Source organism: Caballeronia temeraria (assembly GCF_001544795.2).
Taxonomy (GTDB): domain Bacteria; phylum Pseudomonadota; class Gammaproteobacteria; order Burkholderiales; family Burkholderiaceae; genus Caballeronia; species Caballeronia temeraria.
In genome coordinates, this window is sequence record NZ_FCOI02000005.1 from 347,865 (window position 1) to 371,541 (window position 23,677).

The following is a 23,677-nucleotide window of genomic DNA, read 5'->3' on the forward strand; positions in this document are numbered from 1 at the left end:
AGCCAAGCCCGGTGATTGTGATGAGGGCACTCTTTAGGCGAGTGCCGCCGGGGACGAGAGAACTACCCAAACTACGTGTGACCGCGGGCGTTTCGAGCTGCTTTCTTTGGTTACTTTCTTTGCAGCAGCAAAGAAAGTGACTGCCGCCCCGCACAGGGGCAGTGCTAATAAACCACTAAGAAACCGGGATCCGGCGAAACCAAAAAAAGTCACTCAGCTTCCTCAAGCGCCTCTTCCCGAGGATAGACCCGAACCAAAACAATCCGAGGCCCATTCATCTTCTTGACGACGATATCGAACCGATCAAACCCGACCCGTTGCCCTTCGGTGGGCAGATCGCCCAAAGCATTGATGACGAGTCCGCCCACCGACTCCGCGCGCCCTTCATCGATATCAATGCCGAGCGCCCGTTCCAGCGACACCACCGGCAAGCTGCCCTTGCCCATCAACGTGCCGTCGTCCATCCGCGACCAATCGGCATCGCCCTGACGGAACTCGTCATGAATCTGCCCGACGAGCGCGCCAAGCAGGTTATCGAGCGTGATAAAACCGATAGGCTTCGCGCCCTTGCGCCCCACGATCGCAAGATGCGGCGCGCCTTTGCGAAAGCGTCGAAAGAGCTCGAGCGCCGACAGATTCGGCGCAACGTACTGCACCGGCCGCACATGACGCGAGAGCTTGTCGATCTTCCCTGCGGCCGCGGCATCCTTCGCGAAGCTGAAGTTGAAGCCGCGCGCGCCGCCATCGCCCGATAGCAGCAAGTCCTTCAGATGAATCATGCCGATCACGCGCTCGCCCGATGCATCGGCGAACAGCGGATAGCGCGAAAAACGATGCCGCGCGATCACGGCGAGGTTGTCGCGCATCGGCAAGTCGTTGCGCAAGCCGACGAGTTCATGCGCCGGGCGCATCAGATCCGAAACCGTCATGCGGCTGAAATCGAGCGAATGCGCGATGGTGTTCCACTCGTCTTCGTTGTACGAAAAGCCGCCGCCATGACGGCGCCCGCGCAAAATCAACTTGAGTTCGTCGGTGGAGTAATGCGCGTCGTGACCGTGCTCGGCCGAAATGCCGAAGAGTCGCAGCACGAAATTCGCGCTCGTGTTCAGCACCCAGATGAACGGATACATCAGCCAGTAAAAGCCGTAGAGCGGCGTGGCGAGCCACAAACCCACCTGCTCCGACCGACGGATGGCCCACGACTTCGGGGCCAGTTCCCCGACGACGATATGCAGAAACGAAATGACCGAGAACGCGAAGAAGAGCGAGATCGAATCGATCAGCTTCTCCGACTCGACGCCGATCAGCGTGAAGAGCGGATGCAACAGGGTGGCGAACGCCGGCTCGCCGATCCAGCCAAGCCCGAGCGATGCCAGCGTGATGCCGAGCTGACACGCGGACAGATAGGCGTCGAGCTGCCCGTGCACCTTCGCGAGCAGACGGCCGGGCAGGCCGTTGGTGCGCGCCAATGCCTTGACGCGCGTGGCTCGCAGCTTGACGAGCCCGAACTCCGCCGCGACGAAGAAACCGTTCAACGCGACGAGCAACAATGCGCCGATCAGCGCGACAACCTGAGCCAAAGCAACTCTCTTCGAAAGTGGAAAGCGTCAGTATATGGGTGACAGCTGATCGAAAGTCAATTTACATCCCAGCGACCGGCACGCGCACCGACAGCGTGACCTCCGCATTGTCGACGATATCGCTATGCTCGAACGCGCCGCCGTGCGCCTCCGACACTCGCTTGCACAGCGCAAGACCCCATGCGATGCGCCCGCCTTCGCGCGGCGCCAGCGCCTGCCGGCGCGCGAACGCTTCGAGCACGTGCGGCGACGCGGTATCGGCGAGTGCCTGCGCCGATGCCGTGAATTGCACGTCCGTGCGCCACATGCTTCCTTCGATGTTGCTCGTCGCGCGCACGGTGGCGCCGGTGACGCTCGCCTCGGCGGCAAACGCGAGCATGAGCCAGAGCGCCTGCAAGAGACGCTCCGCATCGCCTTCGAGCTGCTCCTCCGCGAGCGGCGAGTCGATATCGATCGCGACGCCACGCTTGCGCGCCACGCCGGCACGCGCGAGCGCCGCGCTCTTCTCCAGAAGCGGACGCAACGCGACAGGCGCGAGCGCGACCTGCAGCGCCTTGGTTTCGGCGCGCGTCGTATCGATCGATTGCTCGATCAGCTTGACCTGCTGCTCGACGCCCGAGCGAATGCCCGCGAGCGCGCGTTGCGCGGCGGGATCGTTGGCGTCGACCTTGCGCTCAAGCACGTAGCCCCAGCTATGGATCGCGTTGAGCGGGCCGCGCAGATCGTGCGACACGACCGACAGCACGTGATCGCGCATGAAGAGCGCGGCCTCCGCACGCAGATGCGCGATGCGGTCAGCGACTCCGTGATCGCCGTCCGATCCGCCGGCCGGCGACACGATGAGCGTCACGCAGTCCGGGCCCGGCAGCGCGATGATCGAAAAGGCACGCGTCGCGTCGCCTTCACCGAACGTCACATGCGCGCGACGCGTGCCGTTGCCCGCGAGCGCGGCATCGGCGCTCTCGGCGAGCACGGCTGTAAGCGGACGGGGCAGCGGCGTGTCGGTCAGTGCGCGGCCGGTCAGCCCCGCCGGATCGAGATCGAAGAGATGAGCGAGAACGGAGTCGGCTGAGAGGCATCGCTGGGCGGCGTCGAGCACCAGCACGCCGTCGTTTCCTGCGACGGCCGCATCGAAGGACTTGTCGCCTTCAGGCTCGACCGTACTGGAAAAAGACGTTGTCACGGTTATGGATCCTTGCGTGTATCGGTATAGCGGTTGATGTCGCGAAAGCCGGATGCGCTGCGGGCACACCGCGCGCCGCCCCGGGATGGGCACGGATGAATCCTTGCAGATCATTATATGTGAGCGCCTACGGCGCATGCGGCAGCGGTGCGCATCGCGCCCCGCCGCGCCGTATATAGCAATCCGCATGCACGGGCGTTCGGGAGGCATAAGCACCACACGAGCCTCTAATCGCATGACAAAGCAGTTGCTCAAAGAAAATATCGCATTACTATTAATTCGCTTTTTGGAACTCCATTTAAAGCGCGCAATGCCGGACGTCCACCGCATGTCCATGTGGCAGCCGCACAAATCGCCGGCTGCATACCAGCACTTCGTGTAGATTTCAACCGAACGATCGCGTTTCCAGTGCGCTTGTACGTGTGCAAGCCCACTGATAAAAGTGGTTTTCTCCTGTTAAATCTCATTGGTCATACGCATCGCGTCTTCCGCACGGCGCTTCGGCGGCCGGAAACGGTGCATTTTGTTCAACTTTAGCGCGTCCAACGCCCGGCCAAGGCACGGACACGCAGACCTCTTTGGCCCGCGCCGCATGACGGCAGGACGCACCAGCGAAACTATTCGCTCCAGGCGTTGTCACGAAAAGGCCCGCTCCACACGTTGGGCCTGCAGGGTTTATTGCCTTGCGTCATAGTCATAAAATCACGCTGCGCTAAAGCCGGGGAAAAACCGTTCAATGGCTTCATTTCGAAAGAACTTCACGATCCTGATGACGCTGCAGGTATCCACATACCTTGCACCGCTCCTGACGCTGCCGTGGCTCGCGCGCGTCCTCGGTCCGAGCGGATATGGACGCCTTTCGTTCGGCCTCGCCTTCATCGCATACTTCATCTCTATTACCAACTACAGCTTCTCGCTGACGGCCACACCGAAGATTTCGATCAACCGGGAAAGCCGCGAGATGCGTTCCAAGATCTTCTGGGAAACGATCATCACTCAGGCCGCGCTCGCATTCGCAGGCTTTTTTGTCGTGGTAGCGCTGACGTCTTTCATACCTTATCTTGAGGAAAATCGCGAACTGCTGATCATCGGCTATGGTCAGGCGGTCGGTGCAATGCTAATTCCGACGTGGTATTTTCAGGGCATCGAAGATCTCGGCATGTTGAGCGTATTCGTATTCATCGGACGCGCGCTCAGCATTCCTGCGATGTATCTCTTCGTGCGCGAGCATGACGATGTCCCTATCGCCATGGCCGTCAATGCGCTCGTGCCGCTGCTATCGGGCATCGCAATCTGCACGTATCTTTATTTCCGCCGCGAGCTCGACTTCGTACGCGTGTCGCTGCGGACCATCGTGGTTCGTCTGAAGGACGGATGGAGCGTATTCATTGCAACCTCGATCGTCGACATCTATGCATCGAGCAACATCGTGCTGCTGACGTTCATCTCGGGCAATGTCGCGGCCGGCTATTTCGCCGCCGGCGACAAGCTGATCCGGGCCGCGTTGAACATGCTCCAGCCGCTCAAGACCGCGGCGTATCCGCGCGTGAGCTTTCTCATGCATCATGCGAAGGAAGACGCCTTTGCTTTCCTGCGCAAGATGTTCGTCGTACAAGGGCTGATCGTGTCGCTGATCTCGGTGTGCATCTTTTTCGGCGCGCCGCTTGCTGTAAAACTCTTGTACGGACCGAAGTTCTTGCCTACCGTAGAGGTGTTGCGATGGATGGCGTTCGTGCCGTTGATGGTCGGCCTCACGGATCTCTTCGGTGTTCAGACCATGCTTCCGCTCGGCATGAAGGCGCAGTTCAGCCGCGTGCTGATCGCCTCCGCGATCTTGAACTTCGGCCTGCTCGCCGTGCTGGCGAAGCTCTTCGGCGAGCAAGGCGCGGCGGCTACGGTGCTGATCGTCGAGACGCTGGCAGCCGCGGCGATGGCCTTCACGCTGCATCTGCAAGGCGTACCGTTGCTCAAGCGTCCGCGTCCCATCGCGGGCAGCGCGGGTTCGGAAACCACGTGAACCGTATGCGGAAATACAGCGCAGTTAATAAAGGATTCGTGCATTACTTATTCGCTGCGCCCGCCGATGTCATATTAGCGTGTTATAAACAGTAACAACTGATTCTCTTTAGTAACGCATTTATCAAGCCGTGCGCTTTTAATTTAGCTTTTGTTTGCACCTGAAAAGCGCGGCGGCCGCTTCCGACCTGCGAACTACTCCAAAGTTGCATTTAAGTATGTGAGTCAACGAACCGACCCATGTAGTTGGAGCCGATACCGTATTGGTACGAACAGTGTTTAATTTAGAGAGCCTGCCGAATGGAAACAGAAGAAACATCGATTGAGCATGTTCAAAAACTCGCGGATCAGGCGGCGAGTCTGCGCATGCAATCGGTTGCGGTGCCGCTCAAGGACCTGCAGATCCTTCTGCAGATATGCGAGGTGGCGATTATTGCTCAGCAGAACGCCGCGGCTACGAAGTAACCTGCCTTAAGCCTGTATTCGTCGGCACAATCGCGCTGACGTTCATAACGTTCCCAGCAAGGACAGGGAAACGTGCTCAAGCTGGCTTGCGATATCCCCGGCTTTGAGAAGCTCAGATCTTTGATCGACTTTTCGGCTGTACGTCCCGCTGCACGGAGGCCGTTTTACTGGCTGAACTGCGTTTCACCGGCGTGACGCAGAACAATCTTCGCAAAGACCGACATCGGGGCGCCCATCCGGCCAAAGTGACTGGCCCGGGAGTGTGTGGCAGGTAAATCCAGGCCTGTTTTCAGGCTTGATGGGGTCTATCGCATCCCCGTGCGCAAGGAACGAGTCATGCTACGCCGGATCTCGTGAGTGCTTTTCGCATGCGTACTTCAACGCGCGATTAGTACTGCGACACGCATATCCCGGCTTTCGATGCGTTCCCCAAGGTGGACTTGAACGTTCACCTCGGATGCGTTCGCCCTGCGTGAACGCGTCACGTCATTCCATAACGATTAGGCCATTCCTTCTCATTGCGTAACGCCGCGGGCGCTCGGCGAGACGCCAATCGAAGAGTTGAACATGAAAGAGATCGTCCATATCACCGAAGCTTTCGGCGGCGGTGTGCTATCCATGCTGACGCAGCTCTCGAACCGCGCGGCGGCCGCTGGCGTCGGTGTAACGATCCTTCATTCGATCCGGCAGGAAACACCCGATGACTTCGCCAAGCTCTTTCATCCGGCGGTGAAGCTAACTTACGTCAGCATGTTCCGCGAGGTGAGCGTGAAGAACGATCTGACCAGTCTCTGGAACCTGGTCCGCAAGCTGAAGGAGTGCGATCCATCGGTGATCCATCTGCATTCGTCCAAGGCAGGCGTGCTCGGACGCGCGGCCGCGCGCATTGCGTCGCCGCGTGCACGCGTGTTCTATTCGCCGCATGGCCTCGCCTTCCTGCGCCGCGACGTGTCGCCCGTTAAGCAGTTCGCGTATCTGAGCTTCGAGCGCATCGCCGCGCAGCTGGGCGGGACGATCGTCGCGTGTTCGAAAAGCGAGCTTTCGGAGATCGAAACGAAGATGCATGCGCGAAGCGCGCGCATGATCGAGAACGGCGTGAACGTGACCGAGATCCCGCCGCGCATCGAATCGGACACGCGCAGCGTTGTCATCGGCATGAGCGGCCGCGCGATGTTCCAGAAGAATCACGAAGCGTTCGTGAAGCTCGCGAGCGACTTGCAAGCTCCCTCGACGCGCTTCCTGTGGATCGGCGGCAACGAGAGCGAACTGCCGGCGGGCACGCCGGACGGCGCCGTGTCGTGCAGCGGCTGGGTCACGCGCGATCGTGCGCTCGAACTCACGTCGGGCCTCGACATCTATGTGCAGACCTCACGGTGGGAAGGCATGCCTATCGCACTCATCGAGGCGCAGGTCGCGGGAATCCCCGCTGTCGTGACCGATGTCGTGGGCAATCGCGATGTCGTGCAGCACGGCGTGACAGGCTTTGTCGCATCGAGCGCGGAGGAGATGGCGAAGTACATCGAAACATTGCGCGACGACCCCGCATTGCGCGCGCGCATGGGCGCCGCCGCACGCGCATCCGCGAGCAAGCGCTTTTCGATGGACGCGATCTTCCGGCAATGGCTTTCGATCTACGAGTTCGGCTCCGGCAAGCCCACGCGCGAGCCGCTCGGCGCAAACGAAGCCGCCTCTTATGAAACCACTTCTGAATCTCAGGTCTGAGGCTTCCCGGCATGGACACGACAATCGCCACGAACAAGCTCGTCTATAACGGCCGTTTCACGAGCCAGAAAACCACCGGGGTGCAACGCGTCGCGCGCGAGCTCGTCGCCGCGCTCGGCCAGTTGCCGCAAGGCGCTCATGTGACGCTCGCGGTTCCGCCGCAAGACGGACTCGATCCCGTGCAAGGTGTCGAGACCGTCAAGCTCGGTTTCGGCAAGGGCGTCTTCTGGGAGCAGATCGTGCTGCCGCTCTTCGCGGGACGCTCGCGCATCGTCAATCTTTCGAACTCGGGTTCCATCTTCCGCGCGAACCAGATCATCTATATGCACGATGCCGCGGTGTTCGACACGCCCGCGCATTTCTCGTGGAAATTTCGCACGTGGTATCACGTGATGTTCTGGATTCTCGCGCGCACGTCGAGCTGCGTGCTGACCAATTCGAAGTTCTCGCGCGACCGGCTCGCGCATCATGTCGGCGTGCCGGCGGAGCGCATCGGCGTCGTGCCGCTCGCCGCCGATCACCTCGATCACATCACGCCGGATGCATCGGTCATCGACGAACTGAATCTCGCTAAGCGGCGCTACGTGCTCGCCGTGAGCAGCATGAATCCGACGAAGAACTTCACGCGTCTCGTCGAAGCGTTCATGCGTCTAAATGATCCGACGATCGATCTCGTGATCGTCGGCATGAAGAACGCGACGGTCTTCGGCAAGGCGCATGATCTGTCGACCGCGCCGAACATCAAGCAGGCGGGCTATGTCAGCGACGAAAAGCTGCGAGCGCTCTACCAGAATGCGGCATGCTTCCTCTATCCTTCCATTTACGAAGGCTTCGGCATTCCACCGCTCGAAGCGATGCGCAACGGTTGCCCGACGCTCGTCGGACGCGCGGCCGCGTTGCCGGAAACGTGCGGCGATGCATCGATCTATTGCGACCCGTATTCCGTCGAAGACATTTCGAACAAGCTGCGCGAGCTGCTCGATTCGCCTGAACTGAGCGAGGACCTGAAGCGTCGCGGCCTCGCGCACGCCGAGCGTTTTCGCTGGACTGAAAGCGCGCGTCTCCTGAAGCAGTTCATCGACACGCCATGACCGCAACGACATCACAACATGCCGGCGCGTCCGCCGGATGACGGCAAGCACTTTCACGAGGGACGAATGTCGATGCGAACTCTGGTGGCCGCCGTATCCCTCTTCGGGGCGCTCTGCTGCGCGTCCGTGTTGATCTACGCGCGCAGCGGCACGTCGGACGCCTATCACAGCGCTCACTCGGCGAGTCCCAAATCCAGGGCGGATGCGGCGAGCGCCGCGCCGCCGCGAATCGCGTGCGGCAACGGATCGACGACGGGCGTGTTCTACGGCATCGCGGGCCATCTGGAGCATCACGGCGCGTATGGCATGAGCGGCTATGACCTGCAGATTTCACAGCTCCGCGATCTCGGTGTCACGATGTATGCGCAGGATGTATCGAGCGAGACGACCGCGCACGTGGTTGCGAACTTCGCGCGGGCAGCGGCGAAGCAATGCATCGGCGTGCTCGCGCTCGTCACGCCGTTCGAGCCGGAGAAGCGCGCGAACGAACAGGAAACCTTCGAGCGCGGCTATGCGCTCGGCAAGACGGCGGGACGCGTTCTGAAGGGCCTCGTTACGTACTACCAGGTCGGCAATGAATACGACAACTGGACGATCCTCGGATCGGACCGCAGCGGCGAGCATCCGCAGGACTACGACAACGCAATGTTCATGAAGGCGCGCGGCTCGATCCTCGGGTTGATCAAGGGCATTCGCGAGGCGAATCCGGACGCGAAGATTCTTCTGACGTCGTTCAGCTGGCTGCATTACGGCTTCACCGACATGCTCTATGCGGGCACGCAGCCCGACGGCACGCGCGGCCATCCGATCCCGCAGTGGGATATCACCGCGTGGCACTGGTATTCGAACATGGGCTCGATCACGGCCGCGGGCGACAAGAAAGTCAACGTGCTCGAACGCCTGCGCGACAGCTACGGCAAGCCCATCTGGATCACGGAGTACGGCGTTCGGCCGACGCACGCGGACCCGGCGGGCTATCTCGTCGGCAAGGATGCGTTGAAGGGATTCGTGTCGCTCGCGAAGACTTACAACATCCAGAACGTCACGCTATACGAGCTTTACGACGACCAGCGCTATGGCGGCGATGGCAACTACGGTGTGATCCAGGACGACGGCAAGACGCGCAAATCGCGCTTCAACACCGTGCGGGATTTCATCAAGGCCAATCCGATGCCATAAACGTTCAACTCTTTTGTGTTACGAATAAAGCATGGGCGAAACCGGTGATTATCGCGTGAAAGGGACCCCGCGCAAGCGGTGTGCCCGCACTTTCGACATCGATTACGTTCGCTACATAACAGACGCATGCACTTTGCGTCCGGAAGATAGACTTGACGCTGTCTTTTCCGGACTTAACGTATCGTTTTACAGCAAGCGATTCGTAGCGGGAGCCGCGAGTTTCATCCGCCGGAACCCGAGACGCGGTGCCGAGGCACGAAGTGTGCTTCTCACAGATATCGCACTCCGACGAGCCAACGTGCTTTGTCGTTCGAACTCGAAGCATCGTGCACTTCGCCCGCTTTTCAGAGCCTTCGCGTCTTTAGTCTGGTCTGGAAGTTCCACCGGCCGCGCGCCGGATCAAATAACACGCAAGACGTACCGCGGACATGTCGCGCGGGCTTTCTGTTTTTTCTCGGCCCGGGAAACAACGCTCAACTTTTCGAACTGAGGACGCGCCATTGAACACCCTCTATGTCAACTCCGGTCCTTCGCGCCCAGGCAAGGACGACGGTGAATTCACCGCGAGCGACATGCTCAGGCTCCTGCGCGATCACCTTGGCATGCTCTTCCTGTTCATCGGGATCACAGCGGGGCTCGCCACCGCGTATGCCTTTCTTGCGCGACCCATCTATTCATCGGATGTGGTTGTGCGCGTCGATCCGCCGGATCCGAACGCGCTCGGCATCGCGCCGCAAAGCCAGGCGCAAATGCAGCAGGCGCAACCGACGGTGAATCAGCTCGCGCCCGCGGAAATCTCCGTGATGCAAAGCCGTTCGGTGCTCGAACCGGTCGTGAAGCAGTTCCACTTCGACATCAAGGTCAAGCCGGACACGTTCCCCGTGCTCGGCCAGATCGCGGCAATCTTCGCGAAGAAGGGACATCTCGCGCCCGCATGGTTCGGGCTCGATTCGTACGGCTGGGGCGGCGAGTCGCTGCAGATCGGCCGGCTCGACGTGCCGCCCGCGCTCGAAGACCAGAAGCTCGATCTCGTTCTGCTCGACAACAACCAGTACGAGCTGCGCGATCCCGACGGCGCAATGCTTCTGCGCGGCACGATCGGTCGTCCGGCATCGGCGAACGGCGTGTCGATCCTCGTCAACAGCGCGCTCGGTCATCCGGGCGTGCACTTCGACGTGACGCGCCTCAATACGCTCGATGCGATCGCCGCGATGAAGAAGACGATGAAGGTCGCCGAGTCCGCGAAAGACACGGGCGTCGTGCAGATCACGTTCAACGCGGACGATCCCGCGCTCACCGCCGACGTCGCGAACGCGCTCGGCCAGGCGTATCTGAGCGCAGCCGTTCAGGCGCGTCAGGCGAACGACACGAAGACGCTCGAGTTCATCCGTGGAGAATTGCCGCGCCTCGAAGCCGATCTGCGCCGCGCCGAAAGCAACCTGAGCGCGTTCCGCTCGAAATCGCAGTCGGTGACGCCGCTCAACGAAGCGCAGGCCTATCTGCAAGGCAGCATCACGTCGATGCAGCAACTCGCGACGCTCAAGCTGCAGCGCACGCAAGCCTTGCAACGCTTCCAGCCGAACAGCCCGCAAGTGGTCAATCTCAATCAGCAGATCGCGGAACTCGAAGCATCGAACAAGCAGATTCAGCAGCGCTTCGACAGCATGCCCGCGTCCGAACGCCAGAACGCGACGCTCACGCGTGACGCACGCGTGGCCGAAACCATCTACATGGGCATGGTGAACAAGGCGCAGGAGCTTTCCGTGCGCCGTGCGAGCACGAGCGGCGGTGCGCATATCGTCGATAACGCGCTGCGTCCGTATCGCCCGGTGAAGCCGAACAAGTCGCTCGTGATTGCAGCGGGCACGGGTCTCGGGTTCTTCATCGGCACGTTCTTCATCTTCCTGCGCCGCCACGCGATGATCGGCGTGACCGATCCGATGTTCGTCGAGCGCCGTCTCTCGGTGCCCGTGCTCGGCGAAGTGCTGTACAGCCGGCAGCAGGCGATGCTCGATCACGAAATCGCCGTCTCGCCGGTGGAGCATGCGCCGCTCACCTACTCCGGCTCGCAGAACGGCGGGCCGCCGAAGGCGCTGCCGCATATTCATCTGCCGGAACATGATGCATTCGCGATGCCGCACGTCGCCGATACCGATCGCGACGCCCGCGTGCTCGCCACGCGCTTCCCGCACGATCCGGCCGTCGAGGCGTTGCGCGCGGTGCGCACCGAACTGTATCGCGATCTCGCCAATGCGCCGAACAACATCGTGATGCTGACGGGTCCGATTCCGTCGGCGGGCAAGAGCTTCGTCGCAGCGAATCTGTCGGTGCTGCTGGCGGAAATCGGTCTGCGCGTGCTGCTGATCGACGGCGACATGCGGCGCGGCCACATCGCTTCGTTCTTCAAGCAGTCGAATCCGGGCGGCCTCTCGGAAGTGCTGAAGGGCGAGCTCGCGCTCGGCGACGCGATCCGTTATGTCGGCGTGCCGGGGCTGTCGTTCATGTCGTGCGGCGGCTATCCGGAGAATCCGTCCGAGCTGCTGATGATGCCGGGCTTCCGCAACATGCTCGCGCGCATGAGCGATCAGTTCGACCTCGTGATCGTCGATACCCCGCCGTTCCTCGTCGTAACCGATGCGGCGATCGTCGCGAGCGATGCCGGCTCGACGGTGCTCGTGCTGCGCTCGGGCATCCAGAGCGAGGAGGAGATCGAGGAAACCGTGAAGAAGGTGCAGCGTTCGGGCGGCAGGCTCGTCGGTTCGGTCTTCAATGCGATTCCGCGACGTCCGAGCAATCGCCGCAGTTATGGCTACGCGGCTGCCTATACGAGCACGTTCAAGTCGATGAACTGACACGCGCGCATAATGAAGCGCAGCGGTTGAAGCAGCGCGCCGCGTGCCGGTCACGCGGCGCTTTACGTTGTAGCGCGGGTGTTTCGGGCGGCAACGATCCGTACGATTGTTCCAGGGATCGTCGGTCAGGATGTTCACGAGGTTTCGGCGCGCGTGCGTCGTCAACCGGGTCGGGGAGCGAAACGCAAATGAGCGGACGTTTTTCCTTCAGGCATCGGCTCGTGCAATGCCCGCGCTGCCGCAGGCAGGTGGGCGCCAACCTGGGCGTGTGCCCGCACTGCGATTTTCATCGGGTGCGGAAACCGGAACCCGTGCGGCCCTTGCCGGCGGCCGCGCCCGAACCGGTGGATATCGGACGCGCGCCGCGTGCATCGCTGCGCTGGGCGCTCGTGATCGTGCTGGCTTTGCTGGCGACGTTCCGGCCGCGTGCGTGAGCCCACGAACGATCGTGCCTGCAGGCGTGCCGTTTGCTCTTTATTGCTCGCCTCCGGCTGACCGGCGAACACCCATAGTCCGCGCTGAAGCGGGCGCATCCAACCTTCGATGATGAAAGAAAAAGCGGCGCTGACCGATCTGTACTACCGAATCTGGGCCTTCGCGATGCCGGTGACGTCGTTTCTCGTCATGCCATCGATTCAGGGCACGACGATCGGCTATCTGATGTGCTTCCTCTCCGTGCCGCTCGTGCTGCTGTTCGGCGGGCGCGGCCGCAAGAGCTGGATGCACTTCGTAATTGCAGCCCTGGCCGTGTGGCTGCTGATGGTCTGCACCTCGCAGCTCGCGGATGTCATGGCGCCCTTCGATCCCGACTTCAGCAAGATCACGCTCGTCGACGACACCGATCCCTTCACCTTCATCATGCGCAAGAGCATGTTCACGCAGTCGATCTATGTGGCGGCGGTCGTGCTCTACGCGGCGTATGTGTACCAGTACTACAAGCCGACCTGGGAGCAATGGATTCTCGCGGCCGTCACGCTGTTCGCGCTCTACGGCATGTTCGAAGTGGTCTACTTCATCGTGACCGGACAGCCGGGCGACTTCGTCTCGAACCGCGCATTCGGCGATCAGTTCGGCAAGGGCATCGTGCGCTCGGACGGCACGGTGAACGGCAGCTCGTTCCAGCAGATCGACATCAAGGGCTTCCCGATTCAGCGTCTCAAGGCGCTGACCGGCGAGCCGTCGATGTACGCCATGTCCATCTTCCCCTTCTGGGTCTACTTCAACGCGACCTCGCGCGTGCGCTGGCCGGTCTGGGTCATCGGACTGTCGCTGCTGATGACCACGTCGTCGACGGTGCTGATCGGCTACGCGGTGTATTCGCTCATCCGCGTGCGCAAGCTCGGCATCAATCCGATCAAGGCGCTGATCGGGCTCTTCGTGCTCTGTGTGATCGCGTATCTGCTGCAGGACTACATCGCCGATCTCTTCAAGCAGATGGTGACCGACAAACTCGAAGCGAAGACCGAATCCGGCTCCGATCGCAGCCTGCTGTTCCTCCATTCGATGCAACTGTGGATGGACCTCGCGCCGCTCAACAAACTCTTCGGCATCGGCTTCGGCTACATACGCTCGACCGATTTGTTCTCGACGCTGCTCGTCAATACCGGCGTCGTCGGTACGGTCTTCCTCAGCGCGCTGATGCTCTATCCGGCGTTCAAGCTCGACTGGGACCCGCGCGGCATGGCGCTGCGCCAATGCTGCGCCGCGACCTGGACGATGATGATGGTGTCCGTGCCCGAGTTCGCCTATCTCGCGCCGTGGACGCTCGTCGCGATGGCCTACGTCCGCGTGCGCGCGCTGAAGCTCGCGAAGCAGCAGAGCGGCGCGAGCGCCGCCGCGACCGCGATGCAGGACGCGCAGGACGGGGCGTCGATCGGCACAGCAATCGGCAGACACGTGCGGCCGGAAATCGGCGCGCGTATCGGCTCACGCTTCGGTCCGCGCGGCCGTCATCTCTGATCGCCATGAAGGCAGCGCTTCCCTGCGACGTTCTACAATAACGGTTTCGACCACCGGCTCATCCATCGTCGATGGCCGGGCAACCAGGGAGCAACCATGTCGATTGTCACGACCGATTCCGGTCTCAAATACGAAGACGTCACCGTTGGCGAAGGCGCTGAAGCCGTCGCGGGCAAGACGGTCAGCGTGCACTACACGGGCTGGCTCACGGACGGCCAGAAATTCGATTCGAGCAAGGACCGCAACGACCCGTTCGCCTTCGTGCTGGGCGGCGGCATGGTCATCAAGGGCTGGGACGAAGGCGTGCAGGGCATGAAAGTGGGCGGCGTGCGCCGTCTCACGATTCCCCCGCAGCTCGGCTACGGCGCGCGCGGCGCAGGCGGCGTGATTCCGCCGAACGCCACGCTCGTGTTCGAAGTGGAACTGCTGGACGTCTGAGCTTTTTCGCATGAGCGCGCCGCTCCATCGTCCCGCCGTGTCGCTGCGCCGTTATGAGGCGGCGCAGGCGTCGGACGTGCACGACTTCCATCAGATCGTGCTCGGCCTCGACGGATCGATGGAAATGGCCGTCGACGGCAACGGCGCGCGCATCGACTGCAGCGGCGCGTGGATCATCCCGGCGGGCGCGCGCCACGACTACTGGGCCGAAGGCGACAACCGCCAGCTCGTGCTCGATCTGCCCGCCACATCGGTCGCGGTGCCCGAGCGCTACTTCGAGCGGGCGCGTGCGATCGCGATCGACCCACGCATCACGCAAGCCGTCGCCGATGTCGCCCGTCGCGCGGATGCCGGCGACACGTATATCGCGGAGCGCTTCGCATGGCAGGCAGCCGCGCATCTGTGCGGCGCGCTGATGCACGATACCGACGATGCCATCGACGCGATGCGCGGCCTCGACTTCACGCGCATCGACCGATGGTTGCGCGCGCATCTCTCGGAGCCGCTGCGTATCGCCGATCTCGCCGCGCATTGCGGCTTCGGCATGCGGCGCTTTCATCAGCTCTTCATTGAAGCGTTCGGCGAGACGCCGCATCGCTATCTGCATCGGCTGCGGCTCGATACCGCGCTCACCTTGCTCGCCGATCCACGCGCATCGCTCACGCATATCGCGCTCGATGTCGGCTTTGCCGATCAAAGCGCGTTCACGCACGCGTTCTCGAAGCGCTTCGGCATTTCGCCGGGGCAATGGCGCAGCGGCGGCTTCAAGTTGTCCGGCGACGCCTAGCCCAAACCGCGCGCGAGATCGGCGCGGATGTCAGACGGATCTTCGAGACCCACGGCAAGACGGATCAATCCTTCGCGTATGCCCGCTGCTTCACGCACTTCAGGCGTGAGGCGTCCGTGCGTGGTTGTCGACGGATGCGTGATCGTCGTGCGCGTATCGCCGAGATTGCCGGTGATCGAGCACAGCTTCGTGCCGTCGATCACGCGCCATGCGTTCGCGCGCTGCTGTTCCTGCGTCTCGCCCTTCAGCTCGAACGATACGATCGCGCCGCCCGCCTGCTGCTGCTTCTTCGCGATCGCATGTTGCGGATGCGATGCCAGCCCCGGATACAACACGCGATTCACGGCCGGATGCGCTTCGAGCCAGCGCGCGATCTCCAGCGCATTCGCCGATTGCTTCTCCACGCGCAACGCGAGCGTTTCCATGCCTTTGAGCAGCACCCAAGCGTTGAACGCGGACATCGTCGGACCGGCGCTGCGCACGAAGGGAAACACCTGCATCACGACATCGGCGCCGAGTTTCAAAGGCTGCTGCAAAGCGGGACTGCAAAAACAGTTATCGACGACGAAGATCGCGCCGTGATGCTTCGCGATCTTCGCGATCGCTTCGATGTCGGCGATCTCCGTCAGCGGATTCGACGGCGTCTCCAGAAAGAACATCTTCGTGTCGGGCGTAACGGCGGCCTGCCATTCGCCGGGTTTCGTCGGATCGACGAACGTCGTCGTGATGCCGAACTTCGGGAAGATCTGCGTGAACATGCCGATCGTCGAGCCGAACAGACTCTTCGAACTGACGATGTGATCGCCCTGCTGCATCGACGCCATCACGACCGACAATATCGCCGACATGCCCGAGGCCGTCGCCATGCACGCTTCGCCGCCTTCGAGCGAGGCGAGGCGGTTCTGGAACATCGTGACGGTCGGATTGGTGAAGCGCGAATATGTGTAGGCATCCTCAGCATTCCTGAAGCGCTCGGCCGCTTCCGCCGCGCTCGAAAAGCAGAAGCTCGACGTGAGAAAGAGCGCCTCGGCGTGCTCGTTGAATTCGCTGCGCAAGGTCCCGGCGCGCACGGCGAGCGTATCGAAGTTCAGGTGGTCGTCCATGTCTTTCTCCCTTGTTTTCAGGCTCGCGACGCAAAAAAGCCCGCTTGGTCCTTGCAGACGAAGCGGGCTCGTAAGAAGCGCCGAAGACTTACTCGACCGATAGTTGCAGATGCAACTGCGAGCGCGCCATGCCGCCTTCCTGCGCGTCGCTTGCCGCATCGCGATCCGATTGCGATTGCGGCGCGAGACGCGCGGACTCGATGCGATCGAGATAATCGGTCGTCACGTCGCCGGTGATGTAGTTGCCGTCGAAACACGAGGCTTCGAATTCCCGCAGCTCCGGATTGATGTCGCGGATCGCGTTCTTCAGGTCTTCCACGTCCTGATAGACGAGATAATCCGCGCCGATCATACGCGCCACTTCCTCGTCGCTGCGGCCGTGCGCCACGAGCTCGCCGCGCGTGGGCATGTCGATGCCGTACACGTTCGGGAACTTCACCGGCGGCGCGGCGGATGCGAAGATCACCTTGTTCGCGCCGGCATCGCGGGCCATCTGCACGATTTCATGCGAGGTCGTACCGCGCACGATGGAATCGTCGACGATCAGCACGTTCTTGCCCTTGAACTCGATGCCCATCGCGTTCAGCTTCTGGCGCACCGACTTCTTGCGCACCGCCTGGCCCGGCATGATGAAGGTGCGGCCCACGTAGCGGTTCTTGAAGAAGCCTTCGCGATACTCGACGCCGAGCTTCGCGGCGACCTGCATCGCGGCGGGGCGCGACGAATCGGGAATCGGCATCACCACGTCGATCGGCACGTCCGGCAGCACGCGCTTGATCTTCTCGGCGAGGTAGTCGCCCATGCGCAGACGCGCGTTGTAGACCGGCACGCCGTCGAGGCACGAGTCCGGGCGCGCGAGATACACGAGCTCGAAAATGCACGGGTTGAGCTGGGGCTTCTCGGCGCATTGGTGGCTGTGCAGATTGCCCTCAGCGTCGATGAAAATGGCTTCGCCCGGCTCGACGTCGCGCACGAATTCGAAGCCGATGCCTTCGATCGCCACCGACTCCGACGCGACCATCCACTCGACGCCCGTCGCCGTCTCCTGCTTGCCGAGCACGAGCGGACGAATACCGAACGGATCGCGGAACGCCACAAGCCCGTAGCCCGCGATCAGCGAAACGATCGCATACGAGCCCTTCACCCGGCGATGCACGCCGGCGACGGCCTTCCACAACGCGGTGGCGTCGAGCTGCAGACCCGAGCTCGCGAGCTGCAGTTCGTGCGCGAAGACGTTGAGCAGCACTTCCGTGTCGGATGCGGTGTTGATGTGCCGGCGGTCGATGCGGAACATCTCGTCCTTCAACTGCATCCAGTTCGTGAGATTGCCGTTATGCGCAAGGATGATGCCGAACGGCGCGTTCACGTAGAACGGCTGAGCTTCTTCCTCGCTCGATGCGGAACCGGCGGTCGGATAACGCACCTGCCCGATGCCGACATTGCCCGGCAGGCTGCGCATGTTGCGCGTGCGGAACACGTCGCGCACCATGCCGTTGGCTTTGTGCATGTGGAAGTTATTGCCGTTCGCCGTGGCGATGCCCGCCGCGTCCTGTCCACGATGCTGGAGCAGAAGCAGGCTGTCATAGATCAGCTGATTGACGGGCGTTTGGGAAACTACACCTACGATGCCGCACATGGCATGGTCCTTCAAAGAGTCGAAACGGGGTAGACAAGGCGTTGCCCGGATCTCATCGACGCTTCTCTCAAAATTTGGCCGTAACGGGGCCGGGCCGAAGCGTCTTCGAGCCGTCGCGCGTTCCTCGTGTAGCCGGCCGTTCGTCTATTGTGCGGCGTTGGGCGCCATGCCGCTCGGTTCGGGAGCGACGTGCACATACGCGGCGAGCGTATCGGGGAGCAGCGGTTTCAATTCGCGCACGCCCTGCTCGGCCATCGGCCGCAGCAGCGCATTGCGCCAAAAATCTTTTTCAGGCAGTTCGGTCAGGCCAGCCAGGGCGACCAGTATCACTACCAATATAGCGCCTCTCACGAGGCCGAAAAGCAAGCCCAACGAGCGATCCACGCCGCGCAGGCCGGTGACTTCCGTGATGCGCGTGAGGAGCGCCGACAGCACGCTCGATACGAGCAGCACCGCCGCGACCACCAGCACGAACGCCACGAGCCATTGCGTGAGCGCGCCGCCGGGCCACGTCGACGGTATATAGGGCACGACGAGCCCGACGCAACGTCCGGCGATCAGAATGGCGGCGACCCAGCCGACCAGACCGAAAGCTTCGGCCAACAGACCGCGCCACATGCCGCGCAGCGCGGACAGGCCGATCACGGCCATCACGGCGTAGTCGAAGGCAGTGAACATCGACCGTGCTTAGTTCGATGCCCGCGTGCCGCCGCCGAGACCGGCCTGGCGCACCTTCACGAGCGCGGCCTGCGCCGACGCGCGATCCGGGAACGGACCCGCGCGCAGCAGCGACTTGGTCGCGCCATCCGATTGCTTGCGATGTTCGAGATATGCGGGCACGCCCGCGGACTTCAACTTGTTGACCCAGTTCTGCGCGGCGATTTCGTCGTCGAACTGGCCGATCTGCAGCACGAAGCGGCTGCCCGCCGGCGACGACGGCGTATTGGCCGCGCTCGCGGCCGCGTTCGCCGCGGTGTTCGCGTTGGCTTCCTCGGAGGCATCGGCGGATTGCGGCTTCGCGTTCTGGCTCGCGACCGCAGCGGGCTTCGACGGCTTCGGTTCCGGCTTGGCTTCGGCTTTTGCCTCGGGCTTCGCCTGCGCCGTTGCGGCCGGCGCGGCGGCCTGCGGCTGCGTCACGCCTGCGGAAACACTGCTCGACGCACCCGCGGGCGCATCATGCGCGACGCCGGCTTGCGTGTCGGCGTCGTTGGCGTCGCGCGACGGCTTCGCGGCGGGTGCCGGACGATTGGGAATATCGATGGAAATGTCGTCGGTGACGGGCTTCGGATGCGAATCCAGCACCATCGGCAGGACGATGACTGCGGCCAAGACCAGCGCGATCGCGCCGACGAGTCTCCGGCGCGCGCGCTGTTTCTCCGGGAGAGTGGGATCGAGCATCATCGCGTCGGCGTCGGAGCGCTCGGTCCGGCGCGTGCGACGTTCCGTGCGGACGGTCTGACGCGAGCCGCGCGAGGAATCGGAATATGCGTCGCGACCGGAGTCGTCTTTCTTGCCGAACGAAAAGAGTCCCATGTATCGCTTGGTGCTGACGGCCGACCGTCGAATTGATGCTGCTAGTTATGCTGCATTCGGCGGTAGGCCATGACGCCGGCTACCGTGTAGAAACTGCCGAAAACCAAGATTCTATCATTTTCAGACGCCCGGCTTAACGCATCTTGAAAAGCCGCCGCCGGAGTTTCAAAGCGAGAAACGCTGCTGTCCGCGCTATCGTTGACACCGGCATCGCGCAACACGTGTTCAAGATGCTCCGGCGAAGCGGCGCGCGGCGTCGGTAGCGCGGTGACGTTCCAGTGATCGATTTCGCCCTTGAGCTGGTTCACGACACCTTCGATGTCCTTGTCGCCCATCGCCCCGAACACCGCGTACGTGTACGGAAAATAGCCCATGTTGCCGAGATTTTGCGACAAAACGGCGGCGGCGTGAGGATTGTGCGCCACATCGAGGATGATTTGCGGCTTGCCCGGCAGCACCTGGAAGCGGCCCGGCAATTCGACGTTCGCCAGCCCCAGACGAATATCCTGAGCGGAAACCGGCAGCCGGTCGCGCAGCGATTCGAGCGCGGCCAGCGCCGCCGACGTGTTGATGAGCTGATTCGCGCCACGCAGCGCGGGATACGCGAGCGCGGAACGCCGCTGCTCACGGCCGATATAGCTCCATTGCTGGCGCTCGTTGCCCGGCTGCGCTTCATAGCGGAAGTCGCGTCCGACGAGCCAAAGATCCGCGCCGACCGCCTCCGCGTGATCGATCAGGCTCTGCGGCGGCGACGGATCGCCACACACCGCCGGCTTGCCCGCGCGGAATATGCCGGCCTTCTCGAAACCGATCTTCTCGCGCGTATCGCCGAGAAAATCCGTATGGTCGATGTCGATGCTCGTGATCACCGCGCAGTCCGTATCGACGATATTGACCGCGTCCAGCCGCCCGCCGAGCCCGACTTCCAGAATCACCGCATCGAGCTTGCGCGACGCGAAGAGATGCAGGATCGCGAGCGTCGTGAACTCGAAATACGTGAGCGAAACCGGCTCGGGCAAACTCGCACGCGCCTTCTCGACCGCCGCGAAATGCTCGAGCAGATCGGCATCGCTCGCGTCGGCGCCGTCGATGCGCGCGCGCTCGTTGAACGCCAGCAGATGCGGCGACGTGTGGCAGCCAACGCGATATCCCGCGCGCAGCAGAATCGTCTCGATGATCGCGCACGTCGAGCCTTTGCCGTTCGTGCCGCCGACGGTGATGACGGGGCAATCGAAACTCAGCCCGAGCGCATCCTTCACCTTGCCGATGCGCGCGAGGCCCATGTCGATGCCGACCGGATGCGCCGCTTCCAGATGGGCGAGCCAGGCGTCGAGAGTGGGGAATGTGTTCATTTTTTTGAGACCAGGAAAGCAAAACGCCGCGCGGAACCTCAGGGTTCACGCGCGGCGCAGCGCTCTGTATCAGCGACTCAGGCGACAGAATCGGCGGGTTGCCGCGTCATCAGCGCCATCAATTGGGCAAGTTCTTCGCGCATCTTGCGGCGATCCACGATCATGTCGATCGCGCCCTTCTGGATCAGGAATTCAGCGCGCTGGAAACCTTCCGGCAGCTTTTCGCGCACGGTCTGCTCGATCACGCGCGGGCCGGCGAAGCCGATCAGCGCTTTCGGCTCGCCGATCACGACGTCGCCCAGGAACGCGAAGGATGCGGACACACCGCCCATCGTCGGGTCGGTGAGCACGGAGATGAACGGCAGCTTCGCGTCGGCCAGTTTGGTCAGAAGCGCCGTGGTCTTGGCCATCTGCATCAGCGAAAGCAGGCTTTCCTGCATGCGCGCGCCGCCGGATGCCGTGAAGCAGATGAACGGCACGTTCTGCTCGAGCGCATTGCGCGCGCCGCGCACGAAACGCTCGCCGACGACCGAGCCCATCGAGCCGCCCATGAACGAGAATTCGAAGCACGCGACGACGCACGGAATGGTGTGGATCGCGCCGCCCATGACGACCATGGCGTCGGTCTCGTCGGTATCTTCCATCGCCTCTTTGATGCGATCCGGATACTTGCGGCTGTCCTTGAACTTCAGCGCGTCGACCGGGACGACTTCCTGGCCGATTTCATAGCGGCCTTCCGGATCGAGCAGACGGTCGAGCCGCTCGCGCGCGCCGATACGCATGTGATGGCTGCACTTCGGGCACACGTGCAGGTTCGCCTCGACGTCGTTGCGATACAGCACCGCTTCGCACGACGGGCACTTCACCCAAAGGCCCTCGGGAATGCCCTTGCGGCTTTTGGGATCGGTTTGCTTGATCTTCGGCGGCAGCAGTTTGTCGAGCCAGCTCATCGTTTTTCCTTGACTGATCGGTTGCCGCGCGGCGCACACCCGAATCGGACGGCCCGCGGCGGCGCGTATTTTACTGTGCGGCGTCGAGCGCCTGACGAATTTCGGCGATGAAGCTCGTCAGCGACGCGGCGGCGGTGTCCGGTTTCGCGTCTTCGAGCAGCTGCACGAGGCGGCTGCCGATGACGACGGCGTCCGCGACATCGGCGACGGCGCGCGCGGTTTGCGCGTCCCGAATGCCGAAACCGACACCGACCGGCAGGGGCACGCGCGACTTGATGGCCGGGATTTTACTCGCGATGCTGGAAACGTCCAGATTTGCCGCGCCGGTCACGCCTTTCAGCGATACGTAGTAGACATAGCCGCTCGCGATCTTGCCGACCGCCGCGACGCGCTCGTCCGTCGATGTCGGCGCGAGCAGGAAGATCGGATCGATACCGGCTTCGCGCATCGACGCGCCGAAGCCCTCGGCTTCCTCGGGCGGGTAATCGACCACCAGCACGCCGTCGACGCCCGCTTCCTTCGCCGCTTTCGCGAAGGCGTCCGCGCCCATGCGTTCGATCGGATTCGCGTAGCCCATCAGCACGACGGGCGTCGTGTCGTCGGTTTCGCGAAAGCGCGCGACATCGGCAAGCACGCGCTTGAGCGTCACGCCGCGTGCGAGCGCGCGCTCGGACGAGCGCTGGATGACGGGGCCATCGGCCATCGGATCGGAAAACGGCACGCCCAGTTCGATGACGTCCGCGCCGCCTTTGGCCAACGCGTGCATGAACTCGACGGTCTGCTCCGGATTCGGGTCGCCCGCGGTGATGAACGGGATCAGCCCTTTCTTGCCTTGCGCGGCAAGTGCCGCAAAAGTGTTCTTGATACGGGACATGAGAATTCTCGTGGTCGTATTCGTTGGCGTCGGATGCTTTTATGCGCATCTGACGCGATCCTCAGCGAAAAAGACGCTATTCGGCTTGAGCGGCGATATCCGTCGCCGCGGGTGCCTTGCGGCGCGTGCGAACCGGCTCGTCCTGCTTCAGTCGCGCGGCGCGCGCTTCGGCAATGCGGCTTTCGGCGATCGCGCAGTAATCCGCGTTGATCTCGTAGCCCGTGAACTGCCGCCCGTGGCGTTCGCACGCCACCGCCGTCGTGCCGCTGCCCATGAACGGATCGAGCACGCGGCCACCCGGCGGACAGCTTGCCAGCACCATGCGCTCGACGATCTCCAGCGGCTTTTGCGTCGGATGATCCACCCGCTCCGCGTGCTGCCTGTGCAGACGGGAGACGGACCAGACGTCCTTCGGGTTGTAGCCCATCTCGAGCCACTTGCTGCCTTCGAAGATCTTGCGCGAGCGCGCCTTTTTCGTTTCTGCGTCGTAAGGAATGCGCACCGGATCGAGATCGAAGTAATAATCCTTCGATACCGCGAAATAACCGATGTTATCGTGCACTGACGTGAATTTCCGCGTCGTTCCGCCCATGCTCGGCACGCGCCGGTCCCAGACGATCTCGTTGATCATCAGAAGCCTGCGCTTCAGGAACACGAACAGTTCGGGCGAATATTGCCAGGTGCAGAAGATGTACATCGAGCCGCTCGGCTTGAGTTTCGGGATCGCCAGATCGAGCCAGCGGTACGTCCACTCGAGAAAAGCGTCGCCGGACAGCATGTCCGAATCGTTCCCGTAGTCCTTGCCCAGACCATAAGGCGGGTCCGCGACGATCAGATCGATCGACGCGTCGGGAATATTTTCGGCATCGGCCAGAAAATCGCGGTTGCGGATGTCGCTGCCGACGCCCTGCAGGGCGCCGACGGACAAGGGCTCGTCGATAACGGTGCGCATCTGGC

General features: G+C 62.4%; 20 protein-coding genes. 10 read left to right on the plus strand and 10 right to left on the minus strand.

All coding sequences use genetic code 11. From position 1 onward, the window contains the following. Nucleotides 1-209 precede the first annotated feature (209 nt). Nucleotides 210-1,580, minus strand: coding sequence for a hemolysin family protein (locus AWB76_RS10820; RefSeq protein ID WP_061160128.1), 1,371 nt, complete (start codon nt 1,578-1,580; stop codon nt 210-212). Between the two features lie 61 nt (nt 1,581-1,641). Beyond that, on the minus strand, nt 1,642-2,763 hold the full coding sequence (locus AWB76_RS10825) for a sensor histidine kinase (protein ID WP_341845287.1): 1,122 nt from the start codon (nt 2,761-2,763) through the stop codon (nt 1,642-1,644). Nucleotides 2,764-3,499: 736 nt separating this feature from the next. Here AWB76_RS10825 and AWB76_RS10830 point away from each other — a divergent pair. The 10 genes from AWB76_RS10830 (at nt 3,500) to AWB76_RS10865 (ending at nt 15,272) form a co-directional block, all read left to right on the plus strand. After that, entirely contained in the window at nt 3,500-4,780 is a 1,281-nt protein-coding gene (locus AWB76_RS10830; RefSeq protein ID WP_061160129.1) for a flippase, read from the plus strand. 299 nt (nt 4,781-5,079) lie between these two features. After that, nucleotides 5,080-5,244 carry a hypothetical protein gene (locus AWB76_RS40805; protein WP_157696093.1) on the plus strand — a complete coding sequence of 55 codons (165 nt, stop codon included), beginning with the start codon at nt 5,080-5,082 and terminating at the stop codon, nt 5,242-5,244. Nucleotides 5,245-5,811: 567 nt separating this feature from the next. Further along, on the plus strand, nt 5,812-6,966 hold the full coding sequence (locus AWB76_RS10835) for a glycosyltransferase (RefSeq protein ID WP_061160130.1): 1,155 nt from the start codon (nt 5,812-5,814) through the stop codon (nt 6,964-6,966). Nucleotides 6,967-6,977: 11 nt separating this feature from the next. Next, nucleotides 6,978-8,057 carry a glycosyltransferase family 4 protein gene (locus AWB76_RS10840; protein ID WP_061160131.1) on the plus strand — a complete coding sequence of 360 codons (1,080 nt, stop codon included), beginning with the start codon at nt 6,978-6,980 and terminating at the stop codon, nt 8,055-8,057. A gap of 66 nt (nt 8,058-8,123) precedes the next feature. Continuing rightward, nucleotides 8,124-9,236 (plus strand): glycosyl hydrolase, encoded by a 1,113-nt coding sequence (locus tag AWB76_RS10845; protein WP_061160197.1) that lies wholly within the window; start codon nt 8,124-8,126, stop codon nt 9,234-9,236. A gap of 500 nt (nt 9,237-9,736) precedes the next feature. Then, nucleotides 9,737-12,088 (plus strand): polysaccharide biosynthesis tyrosine autokinase, encoded by a 2,352-nt coding sequence (locus tag AWB76_RS10850; RefSeq protein ID WP_061160132.1) that lies wholly within the window; start codon nt 9,737-9,739, stop codon nt 12,086-12,088. 188 nt (nt 12,089-12,276) lie between these two features. Further along, on the plus strand, nt 12,277-12,522 hold the full coding sequence (locus AWB76_RS40810; protein WP_157696094.1) for a hypothetical protein: 246 nt from the start codon (nt 12,277-12,279) through the stop codon (nt 12,520-12,522). 109 nt (nt 12,523-12,631) lie between these two features. After that, the gene (locus AWB76_RS10855; RefSeq protein ID WP_061160133.1) at nt 12,632-14,047 is read left to right on the plus strand and encodes a hypothetical protein; all 1,416 of its coding nucleotides are present in this window, start codon (nt 12,632-12,634) and stop codon (nt 14,045-14,047) included. 96 nt (nt 14,048-14,143) lie between these two features. Then, the gene (locus AWB76_RS10860; RefSeq protein WP_035502329.1) at nt 14,144-14,485 is read left to right on the plus strand and encodes an FKBP-type peptidyl-prolyl cis-trans isomerase; all 342 of its coding nucleotides are present in this window, start codon (nt 14,144-14,146) and stop codon (nt 14,483-14,485) included. Between the two features lie 10 nt (nt 14,486-14,495). Next, on the plus strand, nt 14,496-15,272 hold the full coding sequence (locus tag AWB76_RS10865) for an AraC family transcriptional regulator (protein ID WP_061160134.1): 777 nt from the start codon (nt 14,496-14,498) through the stop codon (nt 15,270-15,272). Here the strand turns inward: AWB76_RS10865 and metZ are convergent. The 8 genes from metZ to AWB76_RS10905 form a co-directional block, all read right to left on the minus strand. After that, complete coding sequence (gene metZ, locus AWB76_RS10870) at nt 15,269-16,375, minus strand: O-succinylhomoserine sulfhydrylase (protein WP_061160135.1); 1,107 nt, start codon at nt 16,373-16,375, stop codon at nt 15,269-15,271. The genes AWB76_RS10865 and metZ overlap by 4 nt on opposite strands. 88 nt (nt 16,376-16,463) lie before the next feature. Continuing rightward, on the minus strand, nt 16,464-18,011 hold the full coding sequence (gene purF / locus AWB76_RS10875) for an amidophosphoribosyltransferase (protein WP_061160136.1): 1,548 nt from the start codon (nt 18,009-18,011) through the stop codon (nt 16,464-16,466). A gap of 144 nt (nt 18,012-18,155) precedes the next feature. Next, nucleotides 18,156-18,689: a CvpA family protein gene (locus tag AWB76_RS10880; RefSeq protein WP_061160137.1), complete on the minus strand. Its 534-nt coding sequence runs from the start codon at nt 18,687-18,689 to the stop codon at nt 18,156-18,158. A 9-nt stretch (nt 18,690-18,698) separates the two neighbouring features. Beyond that, nucleotides 18,699-19,544: an SPOR domain-containing protein gene (locus tag AWB76_RS10885; protein WP_061160138.1), complete on the minus strand. Its 846-nt coding sequence runs from the start codon at nt 19,542-19,544 to the stop codon at nt 18,699-18,701. Nucleotides 19,545-19,585: 41 nt separating this feature from the next. Beyond that, on the minus strand, nt 19,586-20,896 hold the full coding sequence (gene folC / locus AWB76_RS10890) for a bifunctional tetrahydrofolate synthase/dihydrofolate synthase (RefSeq protein ID WP_061160139.1): 1,311 nt from the start codon (nt 20,894-20,896) through the stop codon (nt 19,586-19,588). Nucleotides 20,897-20,973: 77 nt separating this feature from the next. Further along, nucleotides 20,974-21,846 (minus strand): acetyl-CoA carboxylase, carboxyltransferase subunit beta, encoded by an 873-nt coding sequence (gene accD / locus AWB76_RS10895; protein WP_061160140.1) that lies wholly within the window; start codon nt 21,844-21,846, stop codon nt 20,974-20,976. A gap of 70 nt (nt 21,847-21,916) precedes the next feature. Next, complete coding sequence (gene trpA, locus AWB76_RS10900; RefSeq protein ID WP_061160141.1) at nt 21,917-22,720, minus strand: tryptophan synthase subunit alpha; 804 nt, start codon at nt 22,718-22,720, stop codon at nt 21,917-21,919. 76 nt (nt 22,721-22,796) lie between these two features. Further along, nucleotides 22,797-23,672, minus strand: coding sequence for a DNA-methyltransferase (locus AWB76_RS10905; RefSeq protein WP_061160142.1), 876 nt, complete (start codon nt 23,670-23,672; stop codon nt 22,797-22,799). Between the last annotated feature and the right edge of the window lie 5 nt (nt 23,673-23,677).

Excerpts from the sequence above, each read along its gene's own strand:
- trpA (WP_061160141.1), bottom strand. The coding sequence starts at position 22,720 with ATGTCCCGTATCAAGAACACTTTTGCGGCACTTGCCGCGCAAGGCAAG.
- AWB76_RS10830 (WP_061160129.1), top strand. The coding sequence starts at position 3,500 with ATGGCTTCATTTCGAAAGAACTTCACGATCCTGATGACGCTGCAGGTA.
- metZ (WP_061160135.1), bottom strand. The coding sequence starts at position 16,375 with ATGGACGACCACCTGAACTTCGATACGCTCGCCGTGCGCGCCGGGACC.
- AWB76_RS40805 (WP_157696093.1), top strand. The coding sequence starts at position 5,080 with ATGGAAACAGAAGAAACATCGATTGAGCATGTTCAAAAACTCGCGGAT.
- AWB76_RS10845 (WP_061160197.1), top strand. The coding sequence starts at position 8,124 with ATGTCGATGCGAACTCTGGTGGCCGCCGTATCCCTCTTCGGGGCGCTC.
- AWB76_RS10880 (WP_061160137.1), bottom strand. The coding sequence starts at position 18,689 with ATGTTCACTGCCTTCGACTACGCCGTGATGGCCGTGATCGGCCTGTCC.
- AWB76_RS10865 (WP_061160134.1), top strand. The coding sequence starts at position 14,496 with ATGAGCGCGCCGCTCCATCGTCCCGCCGTGTCGCTGCGCCGTTATGAG.
- accD (WP_061160140.1), bottom strand. The coding sequence starts at position 21,846 with ATGAGCTGGCTCGACAAACTGCTGCCGCCGAAGATCAAGCAAACCGAT.
- AWB76_RS10905 (WP_061160142.1), bottom strand. The coding sequence starts at position 23,672 with ATGCGCACCGTTATCGACGAGCCCTTGTCCGTCGGCGCCCTGCAGGGC.
- folC (WP_061160139.1), bottom strand. The coding sequence starts at position 20,896 with ATGAACACATTCCCCACTCTCGACGCCTGGCTCGCCCATCTGGAAGCG.
- AWB76_RS10855 (WP_061160133.1), top strand. The coding sequence starts at position 12,632 with ATGATGAAAGAAAAAGCGGCGCTGACCGATCTGTACTACCGAATCTGG.
- AWB76_RS40810 (WP_157696094.1), top strand. The coding sequence starts at position 12,277 with ATGAGCGGACGTTTTTCCTTCAGGCATCGGCTCGTGCAATGCCCGCGC.
- purF (WP_061160136.1), bottom strand. The coding sequence starts at position 18,011 with ATGTGCGGCATCGTAGGTGTAGTTTCCCAAACGCCCGTCAATCAGCTG.
- AWB76_RS10885 (WP_061160138.1), bottom strand. The coding sequence starts at position 19,544 with ATGGGACTCTTTTCGTTCGGCAAGAAAGACGACTCCGGTCGCGACGCA.
- AWB76_RS10835 (WP_061160130.1), top strand. The coding sequence starts at position 5,812 with ATGAAAGAGATCGTCCATATCACCGAAGCTTTCGGCGGCGGTGTGCTA.
- AWB76_RS10860 (WP_035502329.1), top strand. The coding sequence starts at position 14,144 with ATGTCGATTGTCACGACCGATTCCGGTCTCAAATACGAAGACGTCACC.
- AWB76_RS10840 (WP_061160131.1), top strand. The coding sequence starts at position 6,978 with ATGGACACGACAATCGCCACGAACAAGCTCGTCTATAACGGCCGTTTC.